Origin of the sequence: Pseudoalteromonas sp. SR41-4, assembly GCF_014163985.1 — a bacterium.
Classification (GTDB): Bacteria; Pseudomonadota; Gammaproteobacteria; order Enterobacterales; family Alteromonadaceae; genus Pseudoalteromonas; species Pseudoalteromonas rhizosphaerae.
This window is the reverse complement of sequence record NZ_JACJEI010000009.1, coordinates 78,155-96,413: the sequence shown is the minus strand read 5'-3', so window position 1 is coordinate 96,413 and position 18,259 is coordinate 78,155. Positions and strand designations below refer to the sequence as shown.

The following is an 18,259-nucleotide window of genomic DNA, read 5'->3' as shown; positions in this document are numbered from 1 at the left end:
ATATTGAATTAAGTGATTTCTGCTATTACTCAAACTTTTTCTTTTTATCATGGCGATATGATTTTGAGTTGTAAGTTGCAGTCATCACTTTATCAACTCCAGCTAAAATCGACTCTTTTAAACCACTTAAGAGCAAGACTTCTTGTGACCTTGAAACATACTCTATAACCCCTTGAGCTAACGATTCAACAATCTCTTGCGCATTCCTAATTACGATATGACCTTGATTAGCCAGCTTAATTAAGTGCTCACAGTCTGGAAACTCTTTGCTCTTACAAATATTAAGTGCCATTTTATTATTGATGGTTGGATAAATTAATGTATGAGTAATATCAAAAGGTGGAGAAACAATAATATTGCTCATATCTGGTGTGTACTGCAGCGCAAAATTTTTAAGATGGGCGTCACCGTTACCAATTAAACAACTGAAAACGATGTACTTATACATTTTTTCAACTTCGAGCATATTATTCGTGTACAAATAGGTTGCTTTCAGTAAGGTTTCGTAACTTCCTCGATATTTTTCATCGGGATCTGAAGAGCGCTTCATCAAAGTTGTAAAGTCTTCATAACCTAGCAACTGAGTGCCACTTTCACCACGATCAAAGCGTTCAATCACAAATGTTTCAAGGTTATCAGATAAATACGTATTTGGCGGTGCTAGACCGCAATATTTAGCTGCTTGCATGCACACATATTCATTAACAGTAAGCAGCTCAAACTCTTCATCAAATGATTTTACGATCAGATCTTTTTGATGAACTGTTCGCTCAACACTTGGAATACTTACTTTGGGTTGCATTCCTGACAAGGTATTCCTGAGATAGTATTTTTCTAATAACTGCGGAAATAAAGGCTGTGCATGCGAGTACGTAAGAATATCGTTAAGTGACACGCTATCAACTTGCGGTAATTTAAAGTCACCTTGGTAAGATAACATGCCAATACCATCACTTCCTTGCAAAGCTAATAAGTACATGTCGTTAACTTTGGCGTAACGAGCAAGCCTTTGTGCAATGTATCTACGGTTATGCCCTTCAGGCAAATTTTGCGCAAAAATAGGGTGTAATGCGCCAGAACGGTAACTATCATCCATGCCTTTTTCAGTCATAGTTAATGATAGATTAAACTCATTTTGCGTTTGCTTATAATCGTGTATTGCATCATGAGTTAGCACGCCCAGCTCTTTGTCATCTATGCACACTGTTAACTTTTGTACTTTTTCAGGTAGGTTAAAAGCCATCACTAGCTATCCTCACTAAAAAGCTCGTTTACTTCATCCCAACGAGGTAACCGTGATTTAGACGAAGCCCTAGGTACTACTGCTAACTCATAATCTAAATAATGAGCATAACGCTCAAGGATATCCAATGATCCTGTAAATTTACCGTTTTCAATTTCAGATAGTGTGCTTTTATTAATGTTCGTCAATTTTTGCACTTCTCGTTGTGTTAGTTGTTTTTCTTTTCGCGCCTGAGCAAGCGCTTTTCCTATTTCTATTCTATTCATCGCAGCCACCAAAAATCGCCATATAGCGAACATGGTAGTATAAAACAAAAAATATAGCTATATAGCGAACATAACTAGATTACCTTTTACTGTAATAACTGTTTATATTGCTCAGTTAAGTGCACCTTGAGTTCTGGGTGCGCTACTAATAACTCAGCCAGCTGAGCTTTAGCGGCGATTGTTTCGCCATCAGTAAGTAGTTTATCTATATGCTTAAATTTATTAGCTACCTCTGCGGTGATCACTTCAAGCTCTAATAAGACTTCGCTTTTAGCGGTCATGATTTGCGGCTCAAATTGCCGTCCTGCCATGTAAGATTGTGTACTGCGTTGAAGCCTTTGAGTTTGCTTTAATTGCTCTAGCTGCTTTTGTTTTAGCACTTCGTTTTGCATCATTTCAGGCGAGGCTGCAGGTGCTAAAGCAGTCTGTTCATCGGCTAAAATTTGTAGCTCATTCATTGCCTCTGACGGCTTAAGATACTGAGTAGTATTTTGCATATATAAAACCGCGACTAACACCAGTGATGCCGCAGTCGATAATTGTCCATACCAAGTTTGATAAAAGCGCTTAGGTTTGTGAATCGGGGTTACGTTATTATCTGCAACCTCATCAGCTGCATGTTGTAATATTTGCTCATCAAGTTGTAAGCTTGGTTGCTCCGTTGCACCACGTTTATAAAGTGAAGCAATATCATGATCGGTTAACTTATCGCTCATTGTTAGTCTCCATTTTATACTTGATACATTGCTTTAGCTTGGCTTGCGCGTAACGAATGCGGCTTTTGATATTTTCAGTTGTTTCCACCACTAATTCGGCAATTTCTTTGAGGGTAAAATCAGCTTCGTGTTTAAGTACAAACGCCTCTTTTTGCTCACGTGGCAATTGCGCTAGGCACACTTTTAACTGCGCTGCTTGCTGAGCCTGCTCGAGCTTTTCAGCATCTGGTCGACTGTTATGATCAGCAAATTCGGCAATTTCAATGTCTTGATTATCACCGTCTAGCCATTTGTTTTGCGTACCAGTGCGGCGGTAATGATCAATCAATTCATTGTGCGCAATACGATACAACCAAGTGGTAAACTTAGCGCTCACTTGATACTGTGAGCGCGCTTTTATCAGCTTATTCCAGACTTCTTGATAAAGCTCTTCAGCCACTTGCGGGTTTGCGCACTGGCGTAAAAAATAACGATATAAGCTATTTTTATGGCGTAGGTACAGCTGGGTAAAAGCCTGTACATCACCTTGTCCATAACTCAACATTAATTGCTCATCAGCTAGTTCTGTCATAACATCCTTTACTTAAATCATACCAATCGTGTTAAGTTATTAGTCATTTATAGCGACATATAAATAGAGTGATAACAAGGCATAAACTTTGACATATAGTTGTTCTATTTGAGAAATTTATAACACAGTTAGCGCTTTATTTAGCGCGCTAGAATGACTAAATATTTAAGTTGATTGGTATCACAGTGCCGCAGCATTATTAACGAGTTGCACAAACTCACTACGATAGCCAAATGTGTCTATGCCTTTGTTAGCGGTTGCCAATTTAGCGCAATCTTCATACTGCCAGTCTCCGATATATTTTGCACCTTTTAATAACTGCGCAAAACCAGCCACTGCGGCGGCAAATTTAAAGTCTTGGCTGGCTTGCGATAAAGGCAGCTCACCTTTAGGTGTTGCAACAGCTTGAGTGATCAACTTACTTTGCTCAGCGTCAGGCTGTTTATAACGCACTTTTACAAAGGCGAGTTCATTGCTGGTAGCCAGTTTTTTGTCTTCTTTAGATTGGTAACGCAGCTCATCAATTTGTTTACGATCTGAGTTGGCTAAGGTTATTTCATACAGCGCAGTCACGCTATGCCCTACCCCTAACTCTGCGGCATCGACCTTATCGTTATTAAAATCTTCATTAGCGAGTACGCGATTTTGATAACCAATTAAACGATATTCAGCCACCTGCTGTGGATTGAATTCCACTTGAACTTTTACGTCTTTGGCAATAATTTGCATGGTACTGCTGAGTTCATCGACCAGTACTTTGCGTGCTTCGTTTATGTTATCTATGTAAGCATGCTGGCCGTTACCTATATTCGCCAGTTGCTCCATTAGGCCATCATTATAATTACCTTGGCCAAATCCCAAAGTAGTTAAGGCAATCCCCGTCTTGCGCTTAGATGCCACCAGCTCTGTGAGTTTATCGATTGATTGGGTGCCCACATTAAAGTCGCCATCAGTGGCTAGAATCACCCGATTAATACCTCCTTTTTTAAAATTTTCGGCCGCAATTTGATAAGCCAGTTCAATACCTTGCTCGCCATTAGTTGAGCCGCCTGCTGCCAGTTTATCTAACGCGGCGCTGATAGTTTGTTGATCATTGCCTTTCGTTGCTGGCAAAACCACGCCTGCGGCACCGGCATACACGACAATGGCAACTGAATCATTTTCATCTAATTGTTTAGTTAACATGGTTAAACTGGTTTTTAATAAGGGTAACTTATTTGGTGCATTCATAGAGCCAGATACATCCAGTAAAAACACTAAATTCGCTGCCTTTAAATCGGCTTTTTCAATCTCAAAACCTTTAATGCCAATTTTTAACAGTTGCCGATGCTCATTCCAAGGAGCTGTTGCCATCTCGGTATGAACATTAAAAGGTGTAGCTATGCTATTGGGTGCACTGTAATCGTAGTCAAAATAATTAATAAAAGCTTCTTCACGCACTGCGTCATTAGGTGGTAATTTCCCCATATTGAGCATACGCCGAGTATTGCTGTAACTGCCCGTATCAACATCAATTGAAAAGGTTGAAACCGGTTCAGTACCAACTTGTTTTACTGGGTTTTGCTGGGATTTTAAATAATTTTCACGATCTTGCTCTGACACTACGACTACATCATCAATTGGAGTCCGTGGCATCGGCTGTAGCTGTAATTCAGAGCGCGGCATAGCAACGCTTTCATGCATCATTCCTTGTGGCATTGCCGTATATCTTACGGCATGTTGCATCTGTATTTTTTGAGCTTGCAGCTCCAATTGCTGCTCATCGGTTTGATTAATTGGCGCCGCGTTGTTTACTTGGCTTTGTTGTTTATCAACCTCATGTGGCGCACTTTGCTCACAGCCAGTTAAGCTAACTATCACCGCAAGGCTCAACATAGTTAAACGTAAATTAACCTGCTGGGCATTAGTAATCTTGTTATTCATAAAGTCACCTTGTTATCTATTAAATTCGTAATTAGTAAGGTTATTAACGGATGACTATAAAAAGTGGGGTTAATTATTTTTAAAATACCCTGCTGAACAAGGAATTGTTAAGAATAAGTTATTCAAATTTAAAGAGTAATCAGCTGGCAATTTAATATCAACGTCAGTTGCGTTGGGGTATAATTACGCTACCTGCCATCTACTTGGTGACTTTAGTTTTGTATTCAACTCCAATTAAACGGACTTTATTTTCCACTGCGATTTTAATTTTAGGCATTATTTTTATTGCCGCTAACTTACGCGCCCCCGTTACAGGGCTTGCTCCTGTGCTTGAGCAAATAATTTTGACCTTTAACTTAAGCCCTTCGCAAGCCGGTATGCTCACAACACTGCCGTTAATTGCCTTTGCTTTAGCCAGCCCGATGGCGGCAAGTCTTGCTAAAAAACAAGGCTTAGAAATATCACTGTTTATTGCGCTTATTCTGATTGGTTTGGGCTTGGCTTCGCGGCTAATTGACTCTATGCCAATGCTTTACTTAGGTACAGCAGTCATTGGCATCGGTATCGCAATTGGTAACGTACTGTTACCGAGCTTAATTAAACGCGACTTCCCACATAAAGTGGCAGTGATGACCTCTACTTACGTACTAGCAATGGGAATTTTTGGTGGTAGTTATGCCGCGCTTATTATTCCGCTGGCTGAATATAAAAGTATCGGCTGGCAATTAGCCCTTGCTTGTTATGGCTTACTTACCCTAGTGAGTATTGTTATTTGGCTACCACAGTTAAAACTTCATACTAAGCCAACAAAAGATCTACTGGCGAGTGTCAACACCAACAAAGTATGGCACGAGGCGCTTGCGTGGCAGATTACCTTACTGCTGGGATTAAATTCATTTTTTACCTATATTATGATTAGTTGGTTGCCGAGCATTTTGCTTGAAGGTGGCCATACAGCTCAGCATGCGGGTGCGCTACAAGGTGCCTTTCAAGTAGCGTCTGCAGTGCCTGGCATTATCTTAATACCACTGCTGGCAAAGCTTAAAGATCAACGTATTTTAACCAGCTTGTTAGCACTAATAGCCGCAACATGCTCACTTGGGCTGCTCTATTTACCTGAGTTTGCCTCTTTGTGGGCAGTCACCTTAGGATTTTGCTCAGGCGCCTGCTTTATTTTAGGTTTATCGTTTATTAGCTTACGTACTCATGACACCCGTCAGGCTACATCACTTTCAGGCATGGCACAGTGCTTGGGCTATTTACTTGCCGCCTCTGGGCCGATTATCGCAGGCTCATTACATAGCTACTTTGGCAATTGGACAACCACCTTATGGTTATGTGCTTTTGCGAGTGCATTGTGCGCCGTATTTGGTTATTTAGGTGGACGTAATATCACCATGAGAAGTGACAGCAATACCTAACTACATGCCTAAATAAATGCATTGCTTAAACGCAATGCATTTATATCTTTAAGAGGAGGACGACCGAAAAATCGGGTGTACTCTCGGCTAAATTGTGAGGCGCTTTCATAGCCCACTTGCAAAGCAGCCGTATTCGCATCAAGGCGCTGATTCAGCATTAATTGCCTCGCCTCTTGTAAACGTAAATTCTTGATATATTGCAAAGGGCTGAGTTTAGTCACTTCTCGAAAGTGCTGGCGAAACGTTGATTCACTCATATGCGCCTCAGCAGCTAAGTCAACTATCGAAAAATCATCTTTATAATTTTGTTTTAACCAATATAAAATTTTAGCTATTTTTTGACTAGCGGATCCTGCGGTTACTATTTGCCTTAATTGATAACTATGTGGGCTTTGTAATAACCGAAAAACAATCTCCTCTTGGATTAAAGGGGCTAGTTGCAAAAGCAGCTTAGGCTCGTTTAATAATTTAATCAGCCTATTTATAGCATCTAAAAGGCCCTCATCAGCATCGACTACCGACATAGCGCATTGACGAGCTACACAATCTTGAGATGAAAAATCCATATTAGCAACTGCTTGACCTAAAACTTTACTGTCGATACATAAGTGCAACCCTAAAAAAGGGCGTTGTATAGACGCTGAAGTAATATGGCTTACAACTGGCACATCAACAGAGGCAACTAATGTTTGTCCTTCTGCATAATCATAAATATCTTCGCCCAAGGTAACACGCTTGCCACCTTGCACAGTTATGCCTAAACCAAGCCCATAAACACATGGCATAGGCTCAGACACATTGCTGCGACGTACTAATTTAAGCGCATCTATCTGAGTGTTAAAAATACCATCGTGTGTAGCAATTGCTAACACGGATTCGGTTAAGGTCTGTTTACTAGTCATCGCGTTTTAATTTGATCTCATCATACTTTAATCAAAGCTTAGCACTAAGCACACTCATAAATATTAAAAACAATCACTATCTGTTGTTTTAGGCAAAAAACACATTGGTTTTAACAAACACATTTAGCCATTATCAGTAATAATAAATATTCGCTCAGGCATATTAATGCGCTGACAGGTTATCACTATAAAAACCCAAATAATTCACTTCTCTACGCACTATTTTAAACAGCAAATTAAGCAGCCTAAGGTAAAGCTTACCTACTGCGATATTTTTGCTTTTTAACAATTTAATTTTTAAAGAGACATTATGCTTAAAGTAAATAACCACACAAAATACCCGTTTGTTGCAGCTATTGCCGCACTTGCAGCAATGGGGGAGTTATATCGTCTAAAAAACTTGTTGAACGAAGCCTTAGATAAAGGACATACCATTGATGAGCTTAATAGTGCATTTTCTTATATGGTTACCTACATTGGTGCCCCTCGGGCGTTAAATAGCCTAAACGTGCTAAAACAAATATGTTTGCAAAGACAGCCAAATCGTACAGCATTGGTTGAGCAAGAAATTGAACACCTATCCACGACTAAAATAAACAGCGCCCAAAGCAGGCTTTCTCATCACTGTTACTTGGCAATAAAGCTGGGGGCATTGGCAGTGGAAGATAATTTTCAAGCTCTGCTTCAAGCCCATTTAGTTACATGTCTTGATTCGCAATTTGAAGCAGCACACATAAATGCCGTGATCAATTCACTGGCTATTAAAGCAGATATAAACGTAGCAATGCGCGCTAATTTATCTTTTGCAAAATTGTTAGAGCGCGCATAGTAGTAATATACATTACGAAATTAGACGCTTAAGGCACAGTATCAAAGCCAGTTATAGTGTTTAGCTCTTTTAACCAAGATGGGCTTGAACGACACCAAATTTGTGCTTTAGGAATAAGTTGCTCACGCTGCTCAATAGCCCCAATACGTAGGCCATAAATTTTATCGCCATCACCGACTGACGTTGCATACAAAGAGGTGCCGCAATTGCCACAAAATCCCTGTGCACGCTTATTACCACTTTCGGCTGTTTTTATATATTCTTTCGGCGCAGCTGCAGTAAACGTAACCGCGTTAGGATGTGATATAACCACAGTTCGAAATGGGGAACTTGCGATAATTTGGCAATCAGTACAATGACAATTTATTACTTTATTTTCATCAACTTCAGCATGGTAAGTAACCTCACCACAATGACAACGTCCGGTAATTTGCATTTAAGATCCCTACATAGAATTTTAACTAACTAAAGTGGTATCACTTTACGCCAACTTCCCTTGTATTTTCAACAAACGTTTAGGTCATTAACGGTTTTTATACTGGGTTTTACAGTGGCTGCGCATAATAGCGGGATTGCGTAATTTTAAATGTTTTGTTGTACGGCCAGCATGGCGCTTGCGCCAGACTTTAAACGAACCCGATGAGATATTGTCGCGCATAAAACTAACTAACTGGGAATGATTTAAACCATAAAGGTTTTCAATGGCTTCAAATGGCGTGCGATCTTCCCATGCCATCTCGATAATTCTAGACACTTGGCTACTATCAAACATAACAGACTCTTTTACAAAATATCTTTATACCCGACATAGCAAGAATACGATCAATCTGTAATTTCAACTCGCCATGGTGGATTCAGCCGATTACACCCCGCCCAATAAAGTTTAATTTTATTGTCTGATGGGTCTTTTAACACAGCTTCTCGCCATAAATAACGCTGCTCGGTGATCACTGATTCAAACTCAAAGCCCTTAGCTTTTAAGGAGGCGACCCACTTTTCTAGTTCTGCGCTTTCAAAATATATAACCGCGCCATTACTAAACACATCATCGGTTAATAATAAAGAAAATGTAGCTTTATTAGGGCACTCAAAGCGTGAATAATGATCCATTTTTACAATTTGTGTAAAGCCCATGGCCAGGTAAAATTGATTTGCTTTTTCGATGTCACAGACGGGTAAAGTGATTTGATTAAGGTTCATAGTCGTTACCTAAATATTGAGTTAGATAACGACTTTAAAACCTTAACTTAACTTGAGGTCAATTAGTAATTGGTATCTTGATATTAAGAAGCTTGATAGCGATTTGCTTGTTTGATACTAGCAAAATCGTTAAAGCGAACACCGTGTTTTTTCATTACCTCAAGCACTTTCTTGCTGATCATTTGGCGTAAATAAAACGGTTGATTCGGCACAAAGTGATGAATTGTATGGGTATGGCCAAAGTTAAAACAAAACAAGTTAAACGGTGCAAACAAGCGACTCGTTATAACATGCGTTTGCTCCAGCATGTTATTAACGCCGCCATAGTAATGCATTGATGAAGTCACAAAATTTAATGAGCTTGAACGTACAATATTAGGCACAATCAACACCACCATTAAAAACTCAAACACCGCCATAGTGTCCAGCAACAACGCCGGCGAATTAGCCGCAAGTGGGGTAAATAAATCAACTAAATGGAACACAATTACGCTGTATAAAATAGCAAAGTACGCTGTGGTAACCGGAAACCCTGCGTTAAATACCTTAAAAAAGCTAAACCCTTTGATTTCTTTACTAAAACGTTTAGCGTTAATTAACAAGCCGAGTAAGCCATCAACAATTACCAACGCCCGTAACAATGGCTTTTTAATGCCATTACCCACTAAGCGCTCTTCTAAGTCTTGCTCAGTACCCGACACTTTATGATGATGTAAATGCATTTTACGGCGATACCATGGGCTAATAGTATTTGGGCGCATTAGCCACACTGTTAGCATCATAAAGTTATGTAGAAAAGGCTGGTTACTAAAGTACTGTTTATGGATCAGGTCGTGTTCAAGCTCGTGGGAAATTGACGCTGCAATGGCTGCTAAAATAATACACAGCCACGCAGGGATAATAGCGAAGTAATAAAGTGCACCAACCCCAATTAACGCACTGAGTGATAATAATAAAATAGCCATCCCGATAGTATTCTGATGGGCTAATAACGGGTGCTTTTGACGAAGCTTAGCTTCTTCAGCTTTAATCGCCTTAACAATGGCTTGAATATTTTCCTTGGCACTTAACGTGGTCATAAATAGCAACTGATAATCAAAGTTGCGCAAATGATACCCGAATAAATAAAAAGCTGCTAGAGCAACGAGCAACGAGCAACGAGCAACGAAAAAATAAAAGTGCCGTTAATTTAAGTCAAGCATGTTTTTTTAATATAACTACAATTGGTTAAGTTAGCCGTAGCTAAATCGACTTAAATTAAAATAGCAGTCTTTTGACCTGTAAGAATTATTATGGCGACAGAGTGTCATGAACGGACGTTGCCGATCCTAATTGCTTGTTATTAGCATTTTAATTCTGGGATCCTGTTATATAAAGCTTCTCTTACTCTATCTTCTAGTTCAAACGCTTCAGCTTCCCACGGTTGATATTTAGAGCATGAGTAATTTGAATCACTAGCTGACAAGTTGGGATAGCTTTTGCCTTTTCAGAGACTATAACCTTCGCATGGTTCCGTCGGCAGGTCTTTCTTTTTGACTTTTATAATAAAATGCAAGATGTAAGACCTGATGCTGTTTTTCTTCGATATGGCGCGCGGGTTTGCAGTCTCAGCCCAAATTGTTGGGCGAACATAATCGACTTGTTAGAGTTTTTTTGCCAACTTATTATGAATTGCACTGTATGACGTCTCTAGTCTTTTTAAATGCTTACTGACATTTTTCCATTCCCAAACTAAAAAAGACCCAAACTCTGGATAAGTATCCTGCCACTCTTTTGCTTCCTTTTTATCTCTTGCATGAAGCGAAAACAACACGAAGTAATCTCCTTCAATAAAAATATTGAAATTGATTGTGCCCCAGCCATCTGCTGTATATCTATAGGTAGCACCATCACACTTATCTGGAACCAAATCATGTTTCTCAATGTAAACCTCCCCACCAGTGTCAGAGTAGTGGAGAGTCAAGTTGATATCTTTACACCTAAAGTCATTCTCAGATAGTTTGAAATTAGCATATTCATTCAAATCCTTCCGATTAGAAAAAATTTGTATTTCTTTATCGAAATCTGAATAAGCTTCGTAAATAAGAACATCATCTTCAAAGATAAGATTAAGAACCTTTAGTAGTTCTGAAATTGGAATTCCGTTTACAAGAGACATACAGAAAACTCTAACGAGGCTGTAGAATAACTCGTTTTTAATTTATTTTTATTGATGCATTAACCATAGCCCAGTTGCTATTTTGATTCAATCGACAACTGGCTTTCACGTAAAATATAAAAGACGATTTGCTGCTGTTTTAATTGGCGTTTTGGAAGGTCTGACAAGTGTTTGAGTGTCTTATTTTAGGCGGTAAGTGCCTAGCCTTATCAGTACATCTTGATTACAGGATATGAACCGCCCACTGCACTTACTGTAAATAATAAGCGCATATGGGTGATGTTGAAAGAGCTCAGGCTACCCGATTAGTGTAAGCTACATTTGCAACAAGAACTTACGTAAATCACGCTCTTGTCTCATTATGTGTAAAATAAAAATCTTATCATTGTCTATTTTGTAAAATATACGACAAGGATTAACTATCACTTCACGGTAATTCAGATTTGATAGTTCAATCGGTGTTTTCCCTGATTCAGGGAACTCTTCAAGGCGTTCAACTTTAGCAAAAATTTTCGCCACCAACTTTTTAGCTGACAGCAAGTTACTCAATGCAATATATTCAGCGATATCGTTTAGATCTTCCAGAGCAGGATTTGTCCAGATTATTTCAGCCATTTATTCATTTTCTCTTTAGCTTCAATATTAGACATAGTTTCTCCTCTACTTATTGCCTGCTCGCCTTTAGCTAACGCCTCAAGGATTTGCATACGTTTTTGCATGAATTCGAAGTCATCAACATCAACAAGATACGCTGACGGTTGCCCATGTTCGGTGATTAATACGGGCTCTTTAGTTAAATGCAGTTCAGATAATATTTTCGTCGCTTGGCGTTTCAATGTTGTTACTAACTCTACTCTCATAATAACCTCCACAAAAATGTATCACTATAGTAGCACTGAGTAAGCAATTTAGGAAACACGCCTAACGAGCATGTAGATTAAAATTAAACTAAACTAGACTGACATATTCGATTGAGGAAACCAGCCCTCTTGAGTAGTGCCATGATGAAGTTAACCGATGAATGTCTCGGCTCTGGCATACTGCTTCGCTCTACCTTCTAAATCCATTTGGTCGTAGTGCCCCAGCGACCCCAAAAGGATATGGGAAAAACCTGGCTGCGATGAGATCGCAATAATCTATTACTGCGTAACACGCCTATATGTGTTTGCCGTAAGCAACTTGCTTAACAGCCATATCGACAGACGAAGTAAACGAATTTGTTTATTGATTTAAAATTGACCGTCCATTTATAAAAACGGTCAGAAAGAATACTAGTGCCTATTGACAGAGTTAAGGCTCATATGTGTTATATGCTCTATCTGGAAAAGAAAACATATTCACCTGACTCTATTGGTGGCCCTTGCCAACCCCAATCAACTTTTATTTTATCGTTGATAATACTTGGATTGTCTCTTTCAAATTTTAAACGACAAAGATACTTAAACCATACAGATTGAATTGAACCACCCTTATCACGATTGCTAAAATAAGAAAGCATTTCCTTCAAATTAAGTGCTCTGAAGCGCTGACACTCTTCTACAAATAGCTTTTGACCTTTGGTTTCAGGATTAATCTGATTTGACGCAAGAGCGCTTAACCATGCTCCATATTTATTAATAATTTCAAGCTCGGCAAGTGTAAACACCTCTGTTTTACATTGCATGCTATACGGCTTATTAATTAATGCACGATGCTCCTTTGAATATGAGACCTTCTCATATTTTTTCGGAGAACGAGTTTCACTTGATTCACAATTGCTAGCCTGTAGCTGATCAGGTTTGTTTTCTTTCCTCTGAATAAGAAAAAAGAAAGCAATAACGACTACAAGTCCAATTATCAATGTGACTTCTATATTCATATCGAAACTCTAAGGCTATCGTGCCAACGTCCGCATAGTGGGCTAAAAATTGTTGGCTATAATTAGCGACGAAGGAGCAAAAAACCAACAATTTTTTGTCCCTGTTAATGCGTTTGTTAGGGCTTCACTACTCGTTATAGGCATTGAAAGTCTCGATGAGCTTACTTGAAAGAAGGTATTTTTCATGCATGATTAGCTTAATAGCAAGCTCATTACCTTCTAGCCTCATTTTATTTTGAAGGTTTTCAAGTTTAACGAAACGACTCACTGTTTCATTTTCCACGAGCGCAAATACTTTCGCCGGAAGCCTCGACTCATTAACCGAAGTAATAATGGAGTTGTCGGGGTAAAAGTAAATTTCAGAAACTTCATGTTCAGAAGGAGTAACACACTTGAATGAGCCATCAGGAAGCTTTATGACAACATGACCCGTAAGTTTAAGGACTATCTTCCCAAGTTGAGAAAATGACCAACCAAATTGGATATCACCGCTGTTTGTCTCTAAGAATTTTAGAACGTTGTTGTAGCACTCAACCTTCTTACTACCACTGAACGGCTCAATAGAAACTCGCTCAACCGTTGATATACCAAGTGAATTCAAGAATTCATAAGGCAAATCTTTTGGTATCAAATAATCCACAAAACCCTCCTTGCAGCCCTAACAATTTTATAGTGCGCGAAGGGCGGATCTTTCTACTCCGACCACACTCACATTAATACATTACACAGTTTTAACAAATTAGCTAAGGTATTACTATCACTAAGTTTTCTATTATCTTTAAGCAAAGCTAAATGAAACAATATACGCGCGCCGCTCATATCCTTGAATATGTGCGCAAACAACAGTTTGAGCACTTAATTAGCTATTATATTTAGTCAATTTCAATGTCTGGCTATCACTCTTAGCCGAACTTCGTCAAAGTGGCAATAGCGTTAAGTCAAACAGAAAGTAGCAAAATTAAAAAAGGGAGACTGAATCTCCCTTTTTTAAATTTTTATTCGCTGTTATTTTTTCGGCAAACGCATTCTTGCAACCGTATTATCAGATAAAACATAATGGTGGAATAAGGCGGCGGCTGCATGTAATCCAATCAAGTAATAACCAACTTCCCCTGCGGTTTCATGCAGCTCTTTGATGGTTTTAGCCAAGTCTAAATCTTTACTGGCCAATGGCGGCAGCTCTAGACCAAAAAACGGAATTGGTTTGCCTGCCGTGCTCAAAATTAACCATCCAGCAATAGGCATAGCAAACATGAAACCATACAAAATAACATGCACTAGTTTGGCGAGGTTATTTTGCCACTTAGCTGGTTCTGGTTTTATATCAGGAGCCGAGCCACCCACTACGCGAGCAATTAGCCTAACGCTTACTAAAGCTAAAACCGATAAACCAAGCATAAAATGCCACATTTTAAAGGCATCTCGGGTTGTAGTCCCTTTGTCGAATAATTCGCGCAGTTCAATGCTTGCGTAAACAGCTACAATCAATATGAACATAAGCCAATGCAAAGCAATGGAGAGCGTATTGTAATGAGTTGTCGTGTTTTTTAAATTCATAATGCCTCTCGAAAAATGAAATTATACCAATCGTGTTAAGTTACTGACCATTTATAGCGACAGATAAATACAGTAATAACAAGGCATAAATTTTGACATGTAGTTGTTCTACTTGAAAAATTATAACGCAGTTAGCGCTTTATTTAGCTCGCTAGAATGGTTAAATATTTAAGTCGATCGGTGTTACATGGCTACTCATCAACCTACCTCTTATGTTTTGAGAGCTTGAAGAGGTAACCTCTACCCTTGTACGTATTAAATACTCCACATACAGTAACCTATCGTTACTAAGTATTTAGTGATCTAAAACATAAAATTTGTATTTCAAAAATCATGTTTAAATATGTTTGGTTAAGCGTAAACAGTAAAACTTAAAATAAACTTAAGTGATTGGCATAACAAAATAACAACCGTTGGTTACCTTTCGATAAGTATTTGCTAGTTAAACTAATAATTGAAAAGAAATTGAATTTACAACGTTTTTTACACTGTGGCTTTTGAATCAAACAATGCCAGTTCGAATCATGGCCAGCTTTTCAATACCGTGATCGGGCGTCCATCTTTTAAACTCAACAAAGTCATGCTTTTTATATAACTTAATAGCGGGCTCGTTAACTACTGCGGTTTCAACTATCGCTGTTGATGCTGTTTCAATAAAGTTAGTTAACGCATAGCGGATTAACTTATCGGCGATGCCTTTTCTAAAATGCTTTGGGTCAACCGTTAAGCTATTAATTTCTAATCGCTCATTGATAATTACCAGTTCAATAACCCCTGCAAGCTGAGTATCGTCATAAAATCCATAAAAAAGCGTTTGCGAATTGTGTATATCATTAACAGTGCGCGATAAAGGCGGAAAATTCTGCGTACCTATTAATTCAGCTTCTATTTTATAAGAGCGTTGAAAGGTGGTGTAAATTTGCTTTGCGACTGCCTCATTTGCATTATCTAACTTTGCAATCATTGACTGAAATCCCTGTTGTAGCATTTTTAGTTGTATAGATTGCAGATAATAACATTCAGTCCGTACCATATTTATAATTATTATTAACTTTTCAACGTGCCAAATTTTATAAAGTGTTTTTAAAAGAGCTAGTTGAAGGAGCTGATTTAAGCCTTTTACTCAATCAGTCCCTCCTAAACTACACACTTTACTGTTGTGATCCTTGTACACCGTAAATTGCAGGGCGCTTTAGCTGGGCACTTAAAGGTAAATAACACGCCAGTGCGCCAAGGCTAATTACAAACAATAAAGTCATGAATAACATACCAAGCTGCATAATTTGCGGTACTCCATCCGCAATCAGTTGTAGTGGTTGTTGTAAAGCCAGCAATAACGCAATACTGAGTATTATACCCGTTACGATTGCGCTGCCATTTTGCTTAAATACTAACAAAAACAATGCCAGTGGCTTTGCGCCAACACACAAATGAATACCAATTTCAGCACGCCTTAATAACACTGAGTAGCGCATAATACCTATCAAACCAATACTGGTTAAGGCAATAGTGGCAGCAATGATCATCAGCGTTGTCGCCGATACTACATATTGACGAAACAGTGCTGTATCGCGCTGTGCATTTAATGGCGCTAATTGATGAACTGATAAGCCTGAATCAATAGATTGTAATAAGGTGTTAAGCGTATTTTTTGTTAAGTGCTGAGCATTTTTAAACTCGATAATAAATGAATTATAACCAGCACGAGTCAAATAAGCTTTAGGCTCAAGCGACGTTTTCCCCGGTATAAGCATTGTTTTAACTATGCCTATTATTACTAAATCATTTTCGCGCCCTGAAGTTATATCAAAACTCAAATGCATGCCCAATGCATTACCATCATTTGATAATTTTTCTGCTAGTACATCATTAATAATAATAACATTCGCATTACTTTTAGTATCCTCGTTTGTAAAACCACGTCCTTGTAATACGGGTTGTTTAAGTAATGAAAAATACTGCTCATCAACTGATTTACCATAAGGTAATACGTTTTGATTGCTTGCTACCTCAACCAATGACCAAGTAATTAAATTATCGTTTATAGGTGATGATGAACGACTTACTTGCCTAACCTCTGGCAGTAAAGCAAGCTCGTTAGCTACTTGCTCTAATAGCTGATTTGCTTTGTCTCTATCAGCCGCTACATGGCTTGCTACATTAACCTTTAAACTCGTTAATTGCTCAAGTGGCAGTGTGAAAGCCTCGTCAATATTACTTTTATTAACGCTAAAAACTAAAAAGTTAATAAACAATAATGTACACGCTACAGCTACTTGAAAAGCGACCAAGCCTTGCCATACGCGCTTGCCCACCTGCACTGTCGTCCCTTTACCTGCTGACTTTAAACTACTTATCAGTTGTTGGTAATTTACTATTCGCGTACATAAAAAAGCGAACAGCGTCGTTAATATTAAGCCGCTAACCAGTGTGATAAGGAATGATACTGCATTAATAGAAAGCTCATTGGCGCGCGGTAATATTGCCATGGCAAAATCGCTTAAGGTTGCTAAAAAAATCGCCGCTAACGCAAGGCCTATTATACTTGCTAAGGCTATTAACAAGGCAATCTCCAGCCAAAACTGTTTAAACAAAGTAAACCGTGTTGCGCCCAGCGCCGCACTCAGTGCTAATGTGTGTTTACGCGCTGCAGTTCTTACAATAAACACGTTACTAATGTTTACACAGGCAATAATAACCAACCCCGTTACAGCTAAAATGAGCCAATAAATATTCTGCGGTGTCTCTTTTAATATTACTGTTTGCAAGGTGTTTAGCTCAAGTTCGATATGCCAACCTGCAAAGAATGCTTCGGTCGTAATATGCTGTTGCCATACATCATCCACATACTGCGATAACCTTTTACTCGCCTGCTCAATGCTTACATCGCTTGGTAATTTAGCCACAAAATGGCTGCGCGAGTAACGGTTCCACCAAAATGGTTTAGCCTCTGCAGAGGTTAAATTATAATCCCACGGCAACCATACGTCAGTGACCTGCCCTGTTTTGATAAGTGCAGGCGATTTAAAGTTGGCTGCAGCCACACCTATAATTTTGAATTGCTGAGCGCCCACACTAAGTGTTTGACCTATTATGTTTTCTTTACTGGCAAAGTCATTTTGCCATGTTCGATAACTTATAACGGCAACGGGGTTAAAACTATCAAGAGCTTCGGTTTGCGTAAAACCTCGTCCTAAATGTAGCTTAATTGCAAACATTTCAAACCACTGAGGGGTAACAAATGAGGTGTTTACTATGGGTAAGCCCGCTACATCATCAAGGCGTTGTTCACCGTAATACACCAACGCAGCTTGCTCAAATAATTTATGATTTTTATATAAATCAATCAGTGCAGGGTAATTAAAAGCGCGGGTATTAAGCGCCCCGGTTTGGTCTATTTGAGCATATTCAGCTTTTACTAACCGCATTTGCTCAGGGTATGGCAATGGTTTTAACAGCATAATATAGGCAAGTGTTAATACAGTAATTAATGCAGCTAAAACAATACTTAACGTCGCTACAACACTTAAACTGTAAACTTTATGATTAGTTATATTAAGTAATGCATTTTTTAAATTATAAGTCATTATGGCACTCCGTTAAGTTATCCCTTAA

Annotated in this window: 20 protein-coding genes; 2 read left to right on the top strand and 18 right to left on the bottom strand. The window is 38.8% G+C overall.

Going from position 1 to position 18,259, the window contains the following annotated elements; genetic code table 11:
- Nucleotides 1–25 precede the first annotated feature (25 nt).
- From H5180_RS09660 to H5180_RS09640, 5 genes are all read right to left on the bottom strand, one after another.
- On the bottom strand, nucleotides 26–1,243 hold the full coding sequence (locus H5180_RS09660) for a type II toxin-antitoxin system HipA family toxin (RefSeq protein WP_182758147.1): 1,218 nt from the start codon (nucleotides 1,241–1,243) through the stop codon (nucleotides 26–28).
- A 2-nt stretch (nucleotides 1,244–1,245) separates the two neighbouring features.
- The gene (locus H5180_RS09655; RefSeq protein WP_182758146.1) at nucleotides 1,246–1,509 is read right to left on the bottom strand and encodes a helix-turn-helix domain-containing protein; all 264 of its coding nucleotides are present in this window, start codon (nucleotides 1,507–1,509) and stop codon (nucleotides 1,246–1,248) included.
- Between the two features lie 86 nt (nucleotides 1,510–1,595).
- A complete protein-coding gene (locus H5180_RS09650; protein ID WP_182758145.1) occupies nucleotides 1,596–2,225 on the bottom strand; it encodes a hypothetical protein in 630 nt (209 codons plus the stop codon).
- Nucleotides 2,215–2,796: a sigma-70 family RNA polymerase sigma factor gene (locus tag H5180_RS09645; RefSeq protein WP_182758144.1), complete on the bottom strand. Its 582-nt coding sequence runs from the start codon at nucleotides 2,794–2,796 to the stop codon at nucleotides 2,215–2,217. The genes H5180_RS09650 and H5180_RS09645 overlap by 11 nt, the downstream gene beginning before the upstream one ends.
- Before the next feature lie 180 nt (nucleotides 2,797–2,976).
- On the bottom strand, nucleotides 2,977–4,719 hold the full coding sequence (locus H5180_RS09640; protein WP_259399561.1) for a VWA domain-containing protein: 1,743 nt from the start codon (nucleotides 4,717–4,719) through the stop codon (nucleotides 2,977–2,979).
- Between the two features lie 218 nt (nucleotides 4,720–4,937).
- On the opposite strand from H5180_RS09640, the gene H5180_RS09635 reads away from it, so the two are divergent.
- Entirely contained in the window at nucleotides 4,938–6,140 is a 1,203-nt protein-coding gene (locus H5180_RS09635) for an MFS transporter (protein WP_259399560.1), read from the top strand.
- 8 nt (nucleotides 6,141–6,148) lie between these two features.
- Here H5180_RS09635 and H5180_RS09630 read toward each other — a convergent pair whose 3' ends face one another.
- Nucleotides 6,149–7,042, bottom strand: a complete 894-nt coding sequence (locus H5180_RS09630) for an AraC family transcriptional regulator (protein WP_145241227.1) — start codon at nucleotides 7,040–7,042, stop codon at nucleotides 6,149–6,151.
- 310 nt (nucleotides 7,043–7,352) lie between these two features.
- Between H5180_RS09630 and H5180_RS09625 the strand changes: the two genes are divergently transcribed.
- The gene (locus H5180_RS09625) at nucleotides 7,353–7,871 is read left to right on the top strand and encodes a carboxymuconolactone decarboxylase family protein (RefSeq protein ID WP_182758143.1); all 519 of its coding nucleotides are present in this window, start codon (nucleotides 7,353–7,355) and stop codon (nucleotides 7,869–7,871) included.
- Nucleotides 7,872–7,899: 28 nt separating this feature from the next.
- On the opposite strand, the gene H5180_RS09620 is transcribed toward H5180_RS09625, so the two are convergent.
- The 12 genes from H5180_RS09620 to H5180_RS09565 all read right to left on the bottom strand — a co-directional run bounded on the left by H5180_RS09620 (nucleotide 7,900) and on the right by H5180_RS09565 (nucleotide 18,231).
- On the bottom strand, nucleotides 7,900–8,307 hold the full coding sequence (locus H5180_RS09620) for a GFA family protein (RefSeq protein WP_182718283.1): 408 nt from the start codon (nucleotides 8,305–8,307) through the stop codon (nucleotides 7,900–7,902).
- A gap of 87 nt (nucleotides 8,308–8,394) precedes the next feature.
- Entirely contained in the window at nucleotides 8,395–8,643 is a 249-nt protein-coding gene (locus H5180_RS09615) for a TIGR03643 family protein (RefSeq protein WP_145241233.1), read from the bottom strand.
- 50 nt (nucleotides 8,644–8,693) lie between these two features.
- Nucleotides 8,694–9,071, bottom strand: a complete 378-nt coding sequence (locus H5180_RS09610; protein ID WP_182758142.1) for a VOC family protein — start codon at nucleotides 9,069–9,071, stop codon at nucleotides 8,694–8,696.
- 83 nt (nucleotides 9,072–9,154) lie between these two features.
- Nucleotides 9,155–10,150 (bottom strand): fatty acid desaturase, encoded by a 996-nt coding sequence (locus H5180_RS09605; protein WP_145241236.1) that lies wholly within the window; start codon nucleotides 10,148–10,150, stop codon nucleotides 9,155–9,157.
- Between the two features lie 563 nt (nucleotides 10,151–10,713).
- Entirely contained in the window at nucleotides 10,714–11,229 is a 516-nt protein-coding gene (locus H5180_RS09600) for a hypothetical protein (protein ID WP_182758141.1), read from the bottom strand.
- Between the two features lie 315 nt (nucleotides 11,230–11,544).
- Nucleotides 11,545–11,844, bottom strand: coding sequence for a type II toxin-antitoxin system RelE/ParE family toxin (locus H5180_RS09595; RefSeq protein ID WP_182739801.1), 300 nt, complete (start codon nucleotides 11,842–11,844; stop codon nucleotides 11,545–11,547).
- The gene (locus tag H5180_RS09590; protein WP_145241243.1) at nucleotides 11,832–12,089 is read right to left on the bottom strand and encodes a type II toxin-antitoxin system Phd/YefM family antitoxin; all 258 of its coding nucleotides are present in this window, start codon (nucleotides 12,087–12,089) and stop codon (nucleotides 11,832–11,834) included. The genes H5180_RS09595 and H5180_RS09590 overlap by 13 nt, the downstream gene beginning before the upstream one ends.
- A gap of 455 nt (nucleotides 12,090–12,544) precedes the next feature.
- Nucleotides 12,545–13,087: a hypothetical protein gene (locus H5180_RS09585; protein WP_182758140.1), complete on the bottom strand. Its 543-nt coding sequence runs from the start codon at nucleotides 13,085–13,087 to the stop codon at nucleotides 12,545–12,547.
- Between the two features lie 127 nt (nucleotides 13,088–13,214).
- Nucleotides 13,215–13,727 (bottom strand): hypothetical protein, encoded by a 513-nt coding sequence (locus H5180_RS09580; RefSeq protein WP_182758139.1) that lies wholly within the window; start codon nucleotides 13,725–13,727, stop codon nucleotides 13,215–13,217.
- 365 nt (nucleotides 13,728–14,092) lie between these two features.
- A complete protein-coding gene (locus H5180_RS09575) occupies nucleotides 14,093–14,644 on the bottom strand; it encodes a cytochrome b (protein ID WP_145235009.1) in 552 nt (183 codons plus the stop codon).
- 502 nt (nucleotides 14,645–15,146) lie between these two features.
- Nucleotides 15,147–15,608 carry a GNAT family N-acetyltransferase gene (locus H5180_RS09570; protein WP_145235007.1) on the bottom strand — a complete coding sequence of 154 codons (462 nt, stop codon included), beginning with the start codon at nucleotides 15,606–15,608 and terminating at the stop codon, nucleotides 15,147–15,149.
- 187 nt (nucleotides 15,609–15,795) lie between these two features.
- Entirely contained in the window at nucleotides 15,796–18,231 is a 2,436-nt protein-coding gene (locus tag H5180_RS09565; RefSeq protein ID WP_182758138.1) for an ABC transporter permease, read from the bottom strand.
- Between the last annotated feature and the right edge of the window lie 28 nt (nucleotides 18,232–18,259).